This window comes from Rhizobium sp. BK377 (assembly GCF_014193935.1).
In the GTDB taxonomy this organism is placed as follows: Bacteria; Pseudomonadota; Alphaproteobacteria; order Rhizobiales; family Rhizobiaceae; genus Rhizobium.
In genome coordinates, this window is record NZ_JACIAC010000002.1 from 483,602 (window position 1) to 500,132 (window position 16,531).

General features: G+C 62.0%; 19 protein-coding genes. 12 read left to right on the top strand and 7 right to left on the bottom strand.

Annotation, left to right across the window (positions count from 1 at the left end; all coding sequences use genetic code 11):
* Positions 1–32 precede the first annotated feature (32 nt).
* Positions 33–689 (bottom strand): O-methyltransferase, encoded by a 657-nt coding sequence (locus FHT92_RS11145; RefSeq protein ID WP_183824901.1) that lies wholly within the window; start codon positions 687–689, stop codon positions 33–35.
* A gap of 91 nt (positions 690–780) precedes the next feature.
* Here FHT92_RS11145 and FHT92_RS11150 point away from each other — a divergent pair, with 91 nt between their 5' ends.
* The 5 genes from FHT92_RS11150 to FHT92_RS11170 all read left to right on the top strand — a co-directional run bounded on the left by FHT92_RS11150 (position 781) and on the right by FHT92_RS11170 (position 5,732).
* Positions 781–1,422, top strand: a complete 642-nt coding sequence (locus tag FHT92_RS11150; RefSeq protein WP_183824904.1) for a TetR family transcriptional regulator — start codon at positions 781–783, stop codon at positions 1,420–1,422.
* Positions 1,423–1,527: 105 nt separating this feature from the next.
* Positions 1,528–2,178, top strand: a complete 651-nt coding sequence (locus FHT92_RS11155) for a dihydrofolate reductase family protein (RefSeq protein WP_183824907.1) — start codon at positions 1,528–1,530, stop codon at positions 2,176–2,178.
* 249 nt (positions 2,179–2,427) lie between these two features.
* On the top strand, positions 2,428–3,912 hold the full coding sequence (locus FHT92_RS11160; RefSeq protein WP_183824910.1) for a murein L,D-transpeptidase: 1,485 nt from the start codon (positions 2,428–2,430) through the stop codon (positions 3,910–3,912).
* 278 nt (positions 3,913–4,190) lie between these two features.
* Positions 4,191–4,691 carry a DUF4405 domain-containing protein gene (locus FHT92_RS11165; protein WP_183740248.1) on the top strand — a complete coding sequence of 167 codons (501 nt, stop codon included), beginning with the start codon at positions 4,191–4,193 and terminating at the stop codon, positions 4,689–4,691.
* A 75-nt stretch (positions 4,692–4,766) separates the two neighbouring features.
* Positions 4,767–5,732 (top strand): DMT family transporter, encoded by a 966-nt coding sequence (locus FHT92_RS11170; protein WP_183824913.1) that lies wholly within the window; start codon positions 4,767–4,769, stop codon positions 5,730–5,732.
* A gap of 25 nt (positions 5,733–5,757) precedes the next feature.
* On the opposite strand, the gene FHT92_RS11175 is transcribed toward FHT92_RS11170, so the two are convergent.
* A complete protein-coding gene (locus tag FHT92_RS11175) occupies positions 5,758–6,378 on the bottom strand; it encodes a TetR/AcrR family transcriptional regulator (RefSeq protein ID WP_183740253.1) in 621 nt (206 codons plus the stop codon).
* Between the two features lie 167 nt (positions 6,379–6,545).
* Between FHT92_RS11175 and FHT92_RS11180 the strand changes: the two genes are divergently transcribed.
* Complete coding sequence (locus tag FHT92_RS11180) at positions 6,546–7,577, top strand: aldo/keto reductase (RefSeq protein ID WP_183824916.1); 1,032 nt, start codon at positions 6,546–6,548, stop codon at positions 7,575–7,577.
* Positions 7,578–7,772: 195 nt separating this feature from the next.
* Positions 7,773–8,120, top strand: a complete 348-nt coding sequence (locus tag FHT92_RS11185) for a GFA family protein (protein WP_183824919.1) — start codon at positions 7,773–7,775, stop codon at positions 8,118–8,120.
* A 109-nt stretch (positions 8,121–8,229) separates the two neighbouring features.
* Here FHT92_RS11185 and FHT92_RS11190 read toward each other — a convergent pair whose 3' ends face one another.
* Positions 8,230–8,970, bottom strand: coding sequence for a gamma-glutamylcyclotransferase (locus FHT92_RS11190; protein WP_183824922.1), 741 nt, complete (start codon positions 8,968–8,970; stop codon positions 8,230–8,232).
* A gap of 221 nt (positions 8,971–9,191) precedes the next feature.
* On the opposite strand from FHT92_RS11190, the gene FHT92_RS11195 reads away from it, so the two are divergent.
* Positions 9,192–9,938 (top strand): phosphotransferase family protein, encoded by a 747-nt coding sequence (locus tag FHT92_RS11195; protein WP_183824925.1) that lies wholly within the window; start codon positions 9,192–9,194, stop codon positions 9,936–9,938.
* 10 nt (positions 9,939–9,948) lie between these two features.
* Here the strand turns inward: FHT92_RS11195 and FHT92_RS11200 are convergent, their stop codons facing one another.
* The 3 genes from FHT92_RS11200 to znuC are packed head-to-tail and all read right to left on the bottom strand — an operon-like array spanning position 9,949 to position 12,147.
* Positions 9,949–10,347, bottom strand: coding sequence for a Fur family transcriptional regulator (locus FHT92_RS11200; protein ID WP_183740267.1), 399 nt, complete (start codon positions 10,345–10,347; stop codon positions 9,949–9,951).
* Positions 10,344–11,159: a zinc ABC transporter permease subunit ZnuB gene (znuB, locus tag FHT92_RS11205; protein ID WP_183824927.1), complete on the bottom strand. Its 816-nt coding sequence runs from the start codon at positions 11,157–11,159 to the stop codon at positions 10,344–10,346. Before znuB ends, FHT92_RS11200 begins: the two co-directional genes overlap by 4 nt.
* Positions 11,152–12,147, bottom strand: coding sequence for a zinc ABC transporter ATP-binding protein ZnuC (gene znuC / locus FHT92_RS11210; protein WP_183824929.1), 996 nt, complete (start codon positions 12,145–12,147; stop codon positions 11,152–11,154). Before znuC ends, znuB begins: the two co-directional genes overlap by 8 nt.
* 102 nt (positions 12,148–12,249) lie before the next feature.
* Between znuC and FHT92_RS11215 the strand changes: the two genes are divergently transcribed.
* The 4 genes from FHT92_RS11215 to FHT92_RS11230 all read left to right on the top strand — a co-directional run bounded on the left by FHT92_RS11215 (position 12,250) and on the right by FHT92_RS11230 (position 15,361).
* Entirely contained in the window at positions 12,250–13,245 is a 996-nt protein-coding gene (locus FHT92_RS11215; protein ID WP_183824931.1) for a zinc ABC transporter substrate-binding protein, read from the top strand.
* Between the two features lie 187 nt (positions 13,246–13,432).
* On the top strand, positions 13,433–14,638 hold the full coding sequence (zigA, locus tag FHT92_RS11220) for a zinc metallochaperone GTPase ZigA (RefSeq protein WP_183824933.1): 1,206 nt from the start codon (positions 13,433–13,435) through the stop codon (positions 14,636–14,638).
* Entirely contained in the window at positions 14,635–14,823 is a 189-nt protein-coding gene (locus FHT92_RS11225) for a hypothetical protein (protein WP_183824935.1), read from the top strand. Before zigA ends, FHT92_RS11225 begins: the two co-directional genes overlap by 4 nt.
* Before the next feature lie 238 nt (positions 14,824–15,061).
* Positions 15,062–15,361: a hypothetical protein gene (locus FHT92_RS11230; RefSeq protein WP_183824937.1), complete on the top strand. Its 300-nt coding sequence runs from the start codon at positions 15,062–15,064 to the stop codon at positions 15,359–15,361.
* Positions 15,362–15,380: 19 nt separating this feature from the next.
* Here the strand turns inward: FHT92_RS11230 and FHT92_RS11235 are convergent, their stop codons facing one another.
* Positions 15,381–16,505, bottom strand: a complete 1,125-nt coding sequence (locus FHT92_RS11235; protein ID WP_183824939.1) for an HPP family protein — start codon at positions 16,503–16,505, stop codon at positions 15,381–15,383.
* Positions 16,506–16,531 lie beyond the last annotated feature (26 nt).

Below are 16,531 nucleotides of genomic sequence, written 5' to 3' on the forward strand. Positions count from 1 at the left end.
ACGTTATTGCGTTGTGCGGGAACTAGTCGAAGTCAGGCCACGCGCATCGACAGTTCGATGTCGTCGGCGAAGGGTGTAGACATGTATCCGCTCGTGGGCGAACGGACATGGTCGAGATATTGGGGGGAGTCATCGGCATCGTCGGCAATGACGAGCGCACCGGGCCGCAGCCGGCTTTCGACCAATGCCAGCACCTCTAGATAGAGCGACTTCGCCCCGTCAAGCAGAAGCAGGTCGATACTGTCAGGAAGATCGCTACTCAATGTCTGGAGCGCATCGCCTTCTCGGATCTCGACGAGATCGGCAAGGCCGGCATCGACGAGGTTCTGGCGAGCCCGCGCAACCTTCGAGACCTCGAACTCGCTGCTGATCAGCCGCCCGCCGCCATTGTCGCGAAGGGCCGCAGCAAGATAGAGCGTCGAAATGCCGAAGGATGTGCCGAACTCGACGATAGTCCTGGCATTGGTGCTGCGCGCCAGCATGTAGAGCAGTTCCCCCGTCTGGCGCGAAACGGGCAGCCACAGATCCTTCAGGCGTCCGTAGAAATCGAGATATTCGGTCTTGCTGTACAGGAGCCGTTCCCGCTCGTCGCGAGAGAGCGCGGCCATGACCGGGCTGGTGGCTCTGTCTGCCTCGGCAAAAAGCTGATCGAGAAGCGGCGAGAGCGGTGCGCTAGTGAGGGTGTTCATCGGAGAAATCCTTCATTTCAGATGGCTTGCCTTCGAAATGAAAATACGAATAATCCGTCGCATTCGCTAATCGCATTTGCGGAACGCCAATATGGCAAATCGTCCAACTAACGGAATTTCTTCAAGAAAATTGCCGAGACAGGCGCGCTCGAACGAGCTCGTAAACGCCATTCTGCAGGCCGCTGTTCAGGTTTTGGCGCAGGAGGGCGCGCAGCGTTTTACGACCGCTCGCGTAGCCGAAAGAGCCGGCGTCAGCGTTGGCTCGCTCTACCAATACTTCCCCAACAAGGCGGCCATCCTGTTCCGACTGCAGAGCGACGAATGGCGGCAAACTTCGAATTTGCTGGGCGAAGTTCTGGGCGACGAGACCCGCCCGCCGCTCGACCGGCTGCGCTCCCTGGTCCACGCCTTCATCCGCTCCGAATGCGAGGAAGCCGCCGTCCGCGTCGCGCTGAACGATGCCGCCCCCCTCTATCGCTACGCCCCCGAAGCGCAGGAGGCTCGGGGCGCCGCCGATGCCATTATCGACCAGTTCATGCGGGAAGCGCTGCCCGATGCCTCGGACGCAATCCGGACCATGGCCGCAGACCTGATCATGACGACGATGAGCACGGTCGGAAAGGAGTTTTCCGAGGCAGCGCATGACGAGAACGAGATCTCAGCCTTCGCGGACGCGATGGCGGACATGTTCTGCGCTTATCTCCGCAGCCTGAACTCACTGTCGAACGGCTAAGTCTCCCACAAATTTTCTTGAGTTTTGTCGGTCTGCCGCCAACCACTTCGTCCTCAGGCCGAGATCCGGCCCTGATGGCGCGGATCACCAAAAGGAGAGACACCCATGAGAAAGATCATCGCCTCCACATTCGTCAGCCTCGACGGCGTTATGCAGGCACCCGGCGGCCCTGACGAAGACCCCGTCAACGGTTTCAAATTCGGCGGCTGGGTCTTCCCCTATGCGGACGAGACGATGGGATCAGTGATCGGCGAGCTCTTCGCAAAGCCGTTTGCACTGCTGCTCGGGCGCAAGACCTACGACATCTTCGCCGCCCATTGGCCCTATCAGGACGATGACATCGCCAGGGTCTTCAATCCCGCCACGAAATATGTCGCGACGCACCGCCCTGAAAGCCTTGCCTGGCAGAATTCACAATCGCTGGGATCCGACATCGTCGCGTCACTGCGCAAGATCAAACAGGAGAACGGGCCTGACCTGCTCATCCAGGGATCGGGCAATCTCATCCAGACCCTGCTTGCCAACGACCTGATCGATGAAATGACCGTGCTGACTTTCCCGCTGATCCTCGGCAAGGGCAAACGGCTGTTCGAGGGGGGCGCAACACCTTGCGCCCTCACGCTCACGAGATCGGCGGTATCGAGCACCGGCATCATCATCGCGACCTATGAGCGCAACGGCGCAGTCCGGACGGGCTCGTTCGCGTCCGATCAACCTTCCGAAGCAGAACTCGAACGCCGCCGGAACTGGAAGTAGCGGTCTCTCACGGTCGCTGCGGCGGGATCGGATTTGTTCCGATCCCGCCGTCGTCACAATGATGTGCTGCAAATATGGATGCTGTCGGAAAAGTGATTTCCTTCCAACGGCTTCTGTCCTCTATGGGCTAGCCAGAATACGCGATGCCCATCTTCTGCCCGAATGTTGGGGTTCTACTCGGACTTCACCCATACGGACTATTGCGGCGTGCCGCGACAGCATATTTTGCCAGGTTTCGAGGACATCAGAATGCCGCTGAAAACATCTTCCCGCTGGATTGTACCGCTCGCCGGTCTGCTGGCGCTCTCGGGAAGTGCAATTGCCGTGCGCGCCGAGCCGCTGCCGGCGCCACCCGTCACGCAGGCAAGCCCGAAGCCCGGCTATACGGTTCCGCCCCGCCGGCCCGCCCATATCGTCCGGCAGGATACGGGCGCGTCGCTGTCGGCGCTCTTTGATTCAGCCAGCGGCAATCAGGCCAAGGTGCTGAACGAAATGGGCGGCCTGACGGTTTCGATGAACAACGACATCGCCGAGGCGGTCGAGGCCTATTACGCCCAGCCGAAGGCAAAGCTCATCTGGGTCGATGGCAAGGGGCCGACCCCCAAGGCCGCGCAGGCGCTCAGCCTCCTGAAACAGGCCGATGACTGGGGATTGAATGCCGGCGACTATGCCGTTGCCCCTCCTCAAAGATCGGACGCGAAGGCGCTGGCCGAGTTCGAAGCCTCTCTCTCGGCCAAGATGCTGATGTTCCTGCAGGATAATTTCCGCGGCCGCATCGATCCCAACAAGCTGTCGAACTATTACGATTTCAAGCGCAAGCCGGTCGATCTGAAGGGCACGATCGCCCAGCTTTCGGCCACGCCGGATCTGATGGTGGTCTTCGACCGTCTCCTGCCGAGCAACCCGAAATTCGCCCAACTCGCCGCCGAACTGCATTACCTGCGCACATCAGGCCAGGGCGGCGATACTGCCGCCAACATCAACAAGGTGATCGTGGCGATGGAGGAAATGCGCTGGCTGCCGCAGGAATTCCCGGAGCGCTACGTTTTCATCAACCAGCCGGCCTATATGGCTTACTATTATGAAAACAGCACGCTGACGCTGTCGATGAAGGCTGTGATCGGCCAGCAGGATCACCAGACGAACTTCTTCGATGCCTCGATCAAGACGGTGGAATTCAACCCCGACTGGGGCGTGCCGCAATCGATCATCCGCAACGAAATGCTGCCGCACCTGAAGCGCGATCCCGCCTATCTGGACAAGGAAGGCTATGTCGTCTCGGTCAAGGGAAAGACCATGCCTTCGGCCAAGGTCGACTGGTCGCAGCCGCTCGAAAATATCGGCGTCGTCCAGCCGCCGGGTGCTGACAATGCGCTCGGCCAGCTGAAGATCCTCTTCCCGAATTCGCACGACATCTACATGCACGACACCCCGGCACGCGGAAAATTCGCCTCGCAGGACCGCATGTTCAGCCATGGCTGCGTGCGCCTGGAAAACCCGAAGGCGATGGCCGCCGCCGTTCTGAAGACCTCGGTCGAGTTCGTCGATCAGCAGATCGCAGCCGGCGGCAAGCAGGACATGCCGGTTCCGGAAGAGGTTCCAGTCTACGTTTCCTATTTCACCGCCTGGCCGACGGACGACGGCGTCATCCACTATTTCGACGATATCTATGGCCGCGACGCGCAGACCTTGTCGGCGATTTCGGCCACGACCGCGAGCCGCGCTCAATCGTAACTCGGCCGGGGGCCGTGCCAGCCCCGCCACTCCGTTGCTAGCTGCCCCTCTGCCAATCCTCTCCTCGTCACCGCCGATAGCGTTCGGCGGGTGACGATACGTGCATTTTACACATATTTATTGACGGCATGTTCTGCCCCTGATATATGTGCATTATACACGCAATGGAGCGAACATGGCAAATCAGATCTCAAGCGGCGCACGAATGTGCGGCGCCGGCGCGGCAGAACCGCGTGCGGCAATCAGGCCGATCGACGCAATCATCGGGAACAGCTCCGATGGCCGCTAGGATCACCACACGCAGTTGGGCGACACCCCTGACGATCGGCTCCTTCCTGCTGATGGCAGGCACAGGCGTCATGATGTTCTTCGAATGGGAACGAGGCCTGATGACCGTCGTCCACCAGTGGTTCTCCTGGTTCTTCGTGACCGGCGCCATCGGCCACATCGTCGCCAACATCAAGCCATTCCAGTCGCATCTGAAGGCGCGCTGGGGCCGCTACAGCATTGCGGTTTTCGCGATCGTGCTTGCCGCATCCTTCTTCAGCTGGGGCCAGATCACCGGACCGCAGCTGGAGCGCCCGATCGAACAGGCGCTTGTCTATGCACCCCTCTCGGCCCTTGCCGATGTCACCGGCCAGTCACAGGCCGATCTCCTGGCCAGGCTCAGGCAGCAGGGCATAGAGGCGGAGGCGCATCAATCCGTCGAAGACCTCGCCCGCCTGCACGGCGTCGATGAGAACCGCGCCCTCGCAATCATCTTCAGCGTGGAAGGATAGGGCCTGCCTCTTACCGCTTATTGCCGACAGTGCCTTCACCTGTGCGGCGCCCGGAAATTGTGGCATAACTGGGCGATGGCAATACATGTCTTGGCAGTCCATCGTGATACTGTCGGGACGGAACAGGCCGCAGGCGGCTCGCTTGCAGGGGCCTATTCCGTAGGCGTGCTCTGCTGGCTCCTGTCAGCCGGCGTCTATATCGCAGCCAAATGGGTCTCCACGGAAATGCCGCCCTGGGCGCTCTGCTTCTGGCGCGTGCTCATCGCCTTCGCGATCCTGCTGCCTATCGTGCGCCACCATTTCGGCGAGATGCTTGCGCTGGTGCGGGCGCGCGGCCTGGAATTGCTTTTCATCGGCGGCATGGGGCTGGCCATCTGTCAGGGCCTGATCTTCGTCGGCCTCGAACATGCCGATGCCACCACGGCCGGCATCATCATCGCGCTGATCCCGATCATCACCATGATCCTTGCTCGCCTGATGCTGTCAGAGCCGATGGGAAGCTGGCAGGTGGCCGGATCGATCCTCGCCTTCCTCGGCATCGTCGCCATCATCATCAAGGGCAGCCCGGCAGCACTTCTGCGCCTCGACTTCAACCCCGGTGAACTCTGGATCGTCGCCGGCGCCTTCTGCTTCAGCCTCTACACGGTGCTGCTGCGTCGCGCGAAATTCGACCTGAACCGCCTTGCCCTGCTCGTCCTGCTGCTCGGTGCTGCGGCGCTGACAGCCCTGCCCTTCTACCTCTATGAGCTCACCGCCGACGAACGCACGACGCTGAATACGAGCGGGCTCATAGCGCTCGCCTATGTCGCAATCCCTGGCGGCGCGCTCATGTATTATCTCTTCAATCGCAGCATCGAGGCGCTCGGGGCCGCCCGCGCCGGCGTGCTCCTCTACATCCAGACGATCTTCATCGCCGTGCTCGCCTATCTGATCCTCGGCGAAAAGCTGCAGACCTATCACCTCGAAGGTGCGGCCCTCATCATCGCCGGGTTGCTGCTGATCATTCTGCTGAAACCGAAGGAAAAGGCAGCGGCAGCCTGAAGACAGGAGGCGAGGAGCAAGACCCTCAGCCCTTCACGCCCGCCCCATAGCGCAGCCCGTCTACCAGCAACGCAATCATCCGCTGCGTCGTCGCCGGATCATCCCCCTGCCCAAGATTGGAAAGCTGTGCGCCGGCACGCAGGAGTTCGCTCGCCTCGACATCGCCGCGTGCGGCTCCGGCGGCAACGGCCCTGTCCAGCAAGCCCTGCAATGCCGGGATCATGCGCTGCTCGAAATAGGCCGGCAGCGCCTGATAGGCCGGGTCGCCGGAATGGAGCGCTGCGGCAAGGCCGCGCTTGGCCATGATGAAATCGGCAAAGCGCTGCATCCAGCGCGACAGCGCCTCGCCCGGCTCATGCTCGGCAGCAAGCGTCACCGCGGCATCGGCGCAGGCATCCACTTCGTTGCGCATCACCGCCTTGATGAGATCGGAGCGCTGCGGAAAATGGCGATAGACCGTGCCGACGCCCACGCCCGCCTTTTCCGCAATTTCGCGCACCGGGGCATCCACGCCTGAAGTCGCAAACACCGCCAGGGCGGCTTTCAGCAGCGAATCCAGGTTGCGCCGCGCATCCGCTCTTACAGGCCTTTCATGGCCGCTATCAGCCTTACGCCCCTCGCCTGGGCTGTCCGTCCCGTCAGTCACATCAACACCCCTTGCAAAACGGAACATTGTTCCGTATAAACGGAACTGCGTTCCGGATGCGCTTTTATACTCTGTTTTCCAGGGCTTTGCCAGCGGCAAAGTCTGCTGACAGGCAGTTCAAGATTCACCTGCTCCTGCGAGCAGTTCAAAATTCGAAGGAAACGAAGATGCAATACCGTCCCCTTGGCCGCACCGGCATCAAGGTCAGCCCCTATTGCCTTGGCGCGATGATGTTTGGCGCCATCGGCAATGCCGATCATGACGATTCCATCCGCATCATTCACAAGGCGTTCGATGCCGGCATCAACTTCATCGATACCGCCGACATGTACAGCCACGGCGAATCCGAGGAGATTGTCGGCAAGGCGCTGAAGGGCCGGCGTGACAATGTCGTGCTCGCTACCAAATGCTTCATCCCGATGGGCCAGGATCCGAACCAGCAGGGCAGCTCGCGCCGCTGGATCTACCGCGCCGTCGAAGATTCGCTGCGCCGCCTGCAGACCGATTATATCGACCTCTTCCAGATGCATCGCCCGGCGCCGGACACTGATATCGAGGAAACGCTCTCGGCCCTTACAGACCTGATGCGCGCCGGAAAGATCCGCGCCATCGGCTCCTCCACCTTCCCCGTCTCCGAGATCATCGAGGCGCAGTGGGTGGCAGAAAAGCGGGGGCTGGCCCGCTTCCGCACCGAACAGCCACCTTACTCCATCCTGCATCGCGGCATCGAACGCGAAGTCCTGCCGACGCTGGAACGCTACGGCATGGGCGCGCTGGTCTGGAGCCCGCTTGCCATGGGCATGCTCACCGGCCGCTACCGCCGCGGTGCGGCCCAGCCCGACAGTACGCGCGTCGCCTATTTCCCCAAGCAGATGTCGAACGAAAACAGCCTTGATGCCGTCGAGCAGCTCATCCCGCTCGCGGAAGGCGCCGGCATCTCGCTCACCCATATGGCGCTTGCCTTCGTCATCGCCCATCCGGGTGTCACGTCGGCGATTCTCGGGCCGCGCACCATGGAACAGCTCGATGATCTCCTGGCCGGCGCGCAGGCGCGTCTGAGCGACGAATTGCTCGACGCCATCGATGCCATTGTGCCGCCCGGCACGGAAACCGGCCCGCTTGAAGCCAATTACCAGCCTCCGGCGATCAAGACCGCGAACCTGCGCCGCCGTCCGCCTGCCGAACGCGCCGCCGGCTGATCTGCGCACCAGCATCGAAGGCTCCGCTATTCCAGCGGAGCCTTCAGCACATCGGAACGGCATCTTCCGGCGGATATCTTTGAAAAATCTCGCCGTTCAACCATTCGTCAACATGTGTTCCGATGATTTCGATGGACCTTGCCGATTCCGCCGTCGTAAGATCGATAGCCGTTGGCCAGCGCGGGATGAGCCCTAATGCCCACTTTTCATGCCAAATGTACCTGCGGCGCCCTTTCCCTGGAACTCGATGGCGATCCTGTGCACAACCACGTATGCACCTGTACACGGTGTCAACGTGCATCCGGCAGCGCACTTGCCCACAACGTGTGGTTCCGTGAGGAAGATGTCCGGATCATTTCTGGAGAATATTCCATATGGTTTCCGGAGGGCGAAACCACACCGGATGTGATGAAAGCTTTTTGTCGGATCTGCGGTGGGGGCGGATTTTCTAAGTCCGGAACGTATTTTCCCGGCACCGTCGTCATCGCTGGGGGCACATTCGCCGATCCATCCTTTCCTGCTCCGGATCATGTCCATTGGTAGGAGGATCGCCCGCAGTGGATCGACCTTGCCGGGACGATCGAGCGTCATGCCGGAAACTGAATTCTCTCGGGATCGCCGACGTCAGCAGCCTGGTGAGAAAAATTGCTTATTAAATGCCAGCGGCAGGCAATTGCTGCAACCGGCGTTGCGCCTCCTCCACCTCGATGGCGAGCTCCTCCAGAAACTCGTCCCACATATCGAGCGCCCGCAAGCCTTCACGGGTGCGAAACAGATAGTCAGCCGAACTGCCGATGCTGCCTGCAGCCGTGGCAAGCCGCTGAACGGTCGTTTCTCTTGAAAGCCCGCCGGCATAGGTATTTGCCAGCGGGTTCATGGTGAAAGCGATGCCGCTTCCAAAACGCGCGCCGTCTTCGTCCAATAGATCGACCCAGCGCGGAATATAGGCCTCGGCCACCATCTCCCGCCGCCACAGCAGCTCGAGTTCGTGCCGGAGATCCTCTTCCTGCAGCCGCAGGGCGACGCCATCGCAGGCTCCGCCCGCATCCAGGCCGAGCACGAGACCCGGATTATCGGGCGAACCCCGCCCGGAAACGGTGGCAAGGCAGAAGGACCGGCGCCAGCCCTCAATGCGGGCTTTGCGGCTTTCGACGCTGAGAATGATCGGATTCCAGATCAGCGAGCCGTAGGCGAAAATCCAGACATCACCTTCCGGCCTCTCGGCGAGTATCGATGCGAGGGATGCCTGTCGCTCCTCATCGCTGAGAAGTTTGAGCGAAGGCGCCTCCCCGGCAATCAGGTTAGCGAATGTGCCGCTCAGCAGCAGCTCGCGCGAAAGGATTTCTTCGCCGCGGCAGGCGATGGCATCGCAGCCTTTATTGTTGACGGTCATGACGCTCCGTTTCCCTGAGCCAGGGATGCCTGTGATGGTTCTTTTCTACTGCCATCATTCATGCCTTACGCGCGGGATAAAGCCGTTTGCCACGGACACACTGTCTCCAATACCGGAACAATCGGGCTTGGAGGACTTTGCCGCGCCCGCGCGGGCACCCTTTCCCTTCCCAAAACCCGCGCCACATCGTTCTGATGAAACCCATGGTGCGGGAGCCCGACATGAGCGAAATCGGCCGTCTGCTCGGCGCCGGCAAGGAAGCGGAAGTCTTTGAACATGGCACGCTGGCGCTGAAGCTCTATAGACCTGGCCGTCCGAAGGCCCCAGCCTTCCGCGAGGCCGCCAATCTGGCGATCGCGGAAAAGCTCTCGCTGCCGGCACCCAGGGTCCACGTCGTCGGCGATTACCACGGTCGCTGGGGCCTGCTGATGGATCGCGTGACCGGCACCAGCCTTGCCGATGAGATGACGCCGGAGCCGCAATTGTCAGCCGTCAAGGAGATGGCAGCGCTCCACCAGCGCCTGCACCGCGAACCCGGCACCGGCCTCCCCTCGCTGAAGGCAAGACTGTCGACCAATATCGAGCGCGCCGAACCTGTGCCACCGGATCTACGCGACCGGCTGCTTCTGGCACTTGCCGCCCTGCCTGATGACGACCGTGTCTGCCACGGCGACTTCCATCCCTGGAATATCATGGGCTCCGGCGATGGCATCGTGATCGTCGACTGGCTGGACGCCTGCAGCGGCAACCCGGCCGCCGATGTCTGCCGCACCTATCTGTTGATGCGGCGCGTCCTTCCGGCAATCGCCGAGGCCTATGTCGTCACCTATGCAAAGACGGCCGGATTGACCCCGGACGAGATCTTCACCTGGCTGCCGGTCATCGCCGCCGCCCGTCTTGCGGAAGGCGTGCCGGAGGAAAACGAGGACCTGCTGCATCTCGCGGCACTCGCCCCGGTCGATGCCTAGGCTGAACGGCTCAGGCCGCGCAAGCCTCGCAGGTGCCGCGGATCTCGATCGTCGTCTTCGCCGGCTTGAACTTCTGGCTGCGCACCCAGCCCATCAGGCGGTGATCCACCTCGTGGTCGTGGAATTCGATCACCTGGCCGCAGCTTTCGCAGATCGCGAAGGCGACGATGCCATGGCTGTGGCAGTCTTCGCCGGGGTGGGCGCAGGCGACGAAGGAATTGATGCTTTCGAGCCGATGTACGACGCCGTATTCGAGCAGCTTTTCCAGCGCCCGATAGACCTGCAGCGGCGCACGAAACCCCTGGTCGCGCAGCTTGTCGAGGATCGTATAGGCGCTGAGCGGCGCCTCGGCCTTTTCGAGGACGTCGAAGACGAGCGCCTGGTTGCGGGTCATTTGCGGTGTGTTCATGAGCCTTGTCCTAGCAGGTCCCTGCGCCCGCGCCAGGCGGGAAGCAGGCTCAGGATGAAAAGAATGAGAGCGGCCACCACGATTGACGGGCCTGATGGCGTGTCATAGGTCAGCGAGCCGAACAGCCCGCCGACGACGGCGACAGCGCCGATCAGCGAGGCAAGCACGGCCATCAGTTCCGGTGTCGAGGAGAAGCGCCGCGCCGCCGCCGCCGGAATGATCAAGAGCGAGGTGATCAGCATGATGCCGACGATCTTCATGGCAATGGCGATGACGACCGCCATCAGGAGCATGAAGAACAGCCGCGCCCGCTCCGGCCTCAGGCCCTCGGCTTCGGCCAGTTCCGGATTGACGGTAGCTGCCAGCAGCGGCCGCCACAGCCAGGCGATCGCCGCCAGCACCAGGATGCCGCCGCCCCAGATCAGCGCGATATCGGTCGTCGACACCGCCAGAATATCGCCGAACAGGAAGGCGATGAGATCGATGCGCACCCAGGTCATGAAGGCGACCATGACGAGGCCGATTGCCAGCGTCGCATGCGAGAGGATGCCGAGCAACGCATCGGCCGAAAGCGCCTGACGCTTCTGCAAAAGGAGCAGCAGGATCGAGACGGTGGCGGCGACAACGAAGACGGCAAGCGTCAGGTTGAGCTCGAAGAGCAGCGACAGCGCCACGCCAAGCAAAGCCGAATGGGCGATCGTATCGCCGAAATAGGCCATGCGCCGCCAGATGATGAAACAGCCGAGGGGGCCGGTCGTCAGCGCAAGACCGACGCCGGCGAGAATGGCACGCACGAAGAAATCGTCAAGCATGACGGTCCTCCCCGCTTTTGGCTCCGCTCTGGAAATGCGTGTGCGTATGGGCGTGCGCTTCTGCATGCGCATGCCCGTGGGACTGATCTCCATCGGCATGAGCGTGAGCATGGGCTTCGGCATGATCGTGCGAATGAGCATGTCCATGATCATGATCGTGGTGGTGCCCATCTTCGGGATGGCAATGATCTGTCACCGAACCGTCTTCATGCAGCACACGCCCGTCCGGCAGGTGTGTATGGTCGTGGTGATGGCTATAGACGGCAAGCGTCTGCGCTGCGCGGCTGCCGAAGAGGCGCACATATTCCGGGCTCTGGCTGACCGTCTGCGGCGTGCCGCGGCAGCAGACATGGCCGTTGAGGCAGATGACCGTATCCGTCTCCGCCATGACGACGTGCAGGTCGTGGGAGATCAAGAGGATACCGCAGCCGGTCGTGTTGCGGATCGATTTGATGAGGTCGTAAAGCGCGATCTCGCCGGCGAAATCGACGCCCTGCACAGGCTCGTCGAGCACAAGAAGATCGGGCTTTCGGGCAATGGCGCGTGCCATCAGCGCCCGCTGGAATTCGCCGCCGGAGAGATGCTGTACCTGCGCATCCAGCATATGCGCCATGCCTGATGCTTCGAGCGCGGCCATGATATCGGCCTCCGGCAATGGCCCGGTCAGCGTCATCAGCCGGCGCACGGAAAGCGGCAACGTCCAGTCCACTGCAAGCTTCTGTGGCACATAGCCGACCTTGAGGCCGGCCTTCTTCGTGACCCTGCCCTCGTCCGGCTTCAGCACGCCGATCGCCGCCTTGGCGCTCGTCGATTTGCCGGAGCCGTTCGGGCCGATCAGCGTGACGATCTCGCCGCGCGAAACGGAGAAATCCACACCGCGCACCAGCCAGCGGCCGCCACGCCGAATGCCGACATTCTCAAGCGAAACCAGCGGTTCGGCCCGGATACCGGCAGAGCTGCCAGCGGGATTATTTGCGGGAGAGAGCATCAAATTTTCCGACAGTGCTGTTGCGTCCTGCTATTGCACACGTTATAGCATAACGCAATTGATGTAATAACATAACAATTGCAATTCAAGCGGAGCATGCTGATGAAACTGGCGATCGGTCTTACCCTCGTAATCCCGGCCTTCCTTTTCGCCGGGTCCCTCCAGGCCGCCGATGCCCCTGTGGTCGTCACCTCGATCAAGCCGGTCCATTCGCTGGTATCGGCCATCATGCAAGGCGTCGGCAAACCGGAGCTGATCGTCGATGGCGCCGCCTCCCCGCATACCTACAATCTGAAACCCTCCAATGCTCGGGCGCTGCAGGAAGCCAAGGTGATCTTCTGGGTCGGCCCCGGCCTTGAAGCCTTCCTCGAAAAGCCGCTGGAATCGCTGGGTTCCGACGCCATTGTCGCGAGGTTGGACGATGCGCCGGGCCTGGTAAAGCTCCCCTTCCGCGAAGGCGGGGCTTTCGAGGCCCATGATGATGGCGATGACCACGACAGCGCTTCCGATGAGGAACATGCCGAGGCCGGCCACGATCACGCCGAGGCTGATCATGACCACGACCACGGTGACCATGGCGCCTTCGACACCCATCTCTGGCTCGATCCGATGAATGCCAAGGCGATGGCCACAGAGATCACCACCACGCTGGTTGCCGCCGATCCTGAGAATGCGCTGACCTACGAGGCCAATGCCAAGGCGCTGGATGACAAGCTCGATGCGCTGGACAAGGAAATCGCCGCAACCGTGTCACCGGTGAAGGACAAGCCCTTCATCGTTTTCCACGATGCCTATCAATATTTTGAGCACCGCTACCATATCCGCGTCGCCGGCTCGATCACCGTTAGCCCCGAGACGATACCAGGTGCCGAGCGCGTCTCGGAGATCCACAAGAAGGTCGGCGATCTCGGCGCCACCTGCGTCTTCGCCGAGCCGCAATTCGAACCGCGCCTCGTCAATGTCGTCATCGAAGGCACCAAGGCGAAATCAGGCGTGCTGGACCCGGAAGCCGCCACCCTGCCCGCCGGCCCCGATCTCTACTTCACCCTCATGCGCGGCATCGCCGACAGCATGAAGAGCTGCCTGGCAAGCGCATAGTCCGAAAATCACAGGCGATTTTCGGCAAGGGCTGCTGCCGATTGACCAACGACAGGGCGACTCAGCGCGCCCTGCCGGACTTGCAGCCCTCCCCGCGAGAGCTGCGGCGAAAGAAGGCGGCGACACCCCGTTCCGCCTTCTTTTGTTAGTCATTTTCGTAATGTTATAACATAATTACGGTAATAACATGGATAAGCGACTTCCCGTTACCGTTCTCTCCGGCTTCCTCGGCGCCGGAAAAACGACGCTTCTCAATCATGTGCTTTCCAACCGCGAGGGCATGCGTGTCGCCGTCATCGTCAACGACATGAGCGAGGTGAATATCGATGCAGCCCTTGTGCGGGATGGCGGCGCCAATCTCTCCCGCACCGAGGAGCAGCTGGTGGAAATGACCAACGGCTGCATCTGTTGCACGCTGCGCGACGACCTCCTCAAGGAGGTGCGCCAGCTCGCCGAACAGGGCCGCTTCGACTACCTGCTGATCGAATCGACAGGCATTGCCGAGCCCCTGCCCGTCGCCACCACCTTCGAATTCCGCGACGAGAATGGGGCAAGCCTCTCCGACATCGCGCGCCTCGATACGATGGTGACCGTCGTCGACGCCGCCAACCTGCTCGCCGACTACGCCTCGTCCGATTTCCTCGCCGACCGCGGCGAAACCGCCGGTGATGGCGACAACAGGACGATTATCGATCTGCTCGTCGAGCAGATCGAATTCGCCGATATCGTTGTGCTGAACAAGATCGGCACGGCGAGCGAAGAGCAACGCGATGCGGCCCGGAAGATCATCACCGGCCTCAACCCGGATGCCCGCATCATCGAGACGGATTTCGGCAAGGTATCGCTGAAGGATGTGCTCGGCACCGGCCGCTTCGATATCGACAAGGCCGAGACCCACCCGCTCTGGTACAAGGAACTCCACGGCTTCAAGGACCATGTGCCGGAAACCGAGGAATACGGCATCCGCTCCTTCGTCTACCGCGAGAGGCGCCCCTTCCACCCCGCAAAACTCCAGGCCTTTCTCGACCGCACCTGGCCGGGCGTGGTGCGCGCCAAGGGCTTCTTCTGGCTCGCCACCCGCCCGAACCATGTCGGCGAGGTCAGCCAGGCGGGCGCCATCGTCCGCACCGGCAAGATGGGCCTCTGGTGGGCGGCAGTCCCGCGCGAGCAATGGCCGCCAGAAGCAGCCTTCCTGCGCGCCATCGGCCCCTACCTCGACCCCGTCTGGGGCGACCGCCGTCAGGAAATCGTCTTCATCGGCGCCGACCCGATGGATGAGGACTGGATCAGGCGAGAGCTCGACGCTTGTCTGATGGAGGTCGACGCCTTCACACCGCAGCGCTGGCGCAACCTGCCCGATCCCTTCGTCAGCTGGAGCCGACAGGCGGCATGAAGGCGACGGCAATCAGACCCTATCGATGCCTGTGCATCGAATGCGAGCCGCTGCCGCCGATCAAAGGGCTGCATCCGCTGACATACGCGGATGAGGCGCAGACGGAAGCACGAAGAACGAAGGGACTTCTTGGCGCCATTGCCGAACTGGTGATGCCGTCGCGGCGGAAGCAGGACGTTGAATAGGTCGCCATGCCGTAGCGCCTGCCGGAACTACGACTCCGGCGGGCGGATCAGGAGATGAATTTTTGCGCAGATCGACCTTATGATCTTTTTTTGATCATCCTCAATTCAATAAATGGGCACAAAGCGCCGAAACCCGGTCCCTTGCCGAACCGACCACGCGCAAATGCGAGGATCGGCTGAAACTCCCGCGACTGGCACACCGCTTGCAACGCTTGCACCGGAAACCATCGGATGCACCATGCCGCCTGTCTTGACCGACCTCCTGCTCTCAGCCACCCTCGCCCTCAGCCTGCGGCGCTTCATCCTCCCCTATATGGTGGAGGATGACATCGTCAGGGTGTCGGCGCCGGTCACGATGGTGGCAAGCGCGGTGTTCCTCGCCGCCCTTGCACTGACCTGTGCCGACAAGAGTTTCTGGAGCGCCGGCGCCACCCTTGCCGGCGGTGCGCTGCTTGCCTTCGTCTTCGGCGACAGATGGCCCAAGCTGGCCGTCACAGCTGCGGCGGCCTGCCTTCTCGCCTATCTCGGCATGCGCTGATCGCTCTGCTGGATCTGTCCTAGGCCGCGACGGCCGCGGGCTTGCCGCCTTTCGGCAAAGCCCGGGCAACGGCGCTCAGCAGGTCCGTCTGTGAAATGAGCCCGACGATACGTCTCTCCTCATCGACGATAATGACGGCATGGGTGCGCCCGTCCGTCAGATCGGGCAGCAGCGCCATCGCAACATCGTCGGCAGACGCGGTCGTTGCCGGCGAGACCAGCCGTTCCACAGCACCCGAGGCAAGCGCAAGCTCCCGCAAGCCGACCGTGCCGATCAGCTTTCCGGCCTCGTCGCGCACCGGCAAAGTGCGGATATTGTGGTTCAGCAGCAGCCACCGCGCCTGCTCGACCGTCGCATCGGCATCGATGGCAATGACGTCGCGCGACATGATGTCGGCGCAGCGGATCTCGGCATTGGAGCGCGCCACTGCCTCGAACTCCACCTGACGCAGCAGCCTGCCAAGGTCGGCGCGATCGATATCGAAGGTCTCGTTAAGTTTGGCGAGGGCTGCATCGATATCTTCTTCCTGGAAGCCGGCGCGCTCCGCCGGCGGCCGGTCTGCCGTCAGATGCGTGTTGACGAGTGCGGCCACCACATGCGGGTAATTGTGCCGCGACAGCTTGTGAAAAACGAGGCCGAGCACCACCAGCAGGCAGGAATTCAGCGCGACAGGCACGAAGGGAAAGAGCATGCCCCAGCTGGCGACGACGGGACCGCCGAGCACCGCCGTCAACGCCGCCGCCCCGCCCGGCGGATGCAGGCAGCGGGTAAAGGACATGGCCGCGATCGCCAGTGACACGCCGACACCTGTCGCAATGATCGGATCACGGATCAGGCTAGCCGCCGCAACCCCCATGATCGCCGATATCGTATTGCCGCCGATGATCGACCAGGGCTGCGCGAGCGGACTGGCCGGCACGGCAAAGAGCAGCACGGCCGAAGCCCCCATCGGCGCCACGATCAGCGGCAGATGCGAACCTTCTCCAAAGAGCGCGCCGCAGAGCAGGCCCGTCAGTGCAATGGAAACCAGCGCGCCGAGACATGCGAGCAGCCGGTCGCGCAGTGTCGCACCGGCGAGAATGGGATGAAACAGCCGCGAGATGGAGGGCCGGCGGGGTGTCTCGTCGGGATTTGACATGCGCATGAAGAACTCTTTGAAGTAGGCTGGGG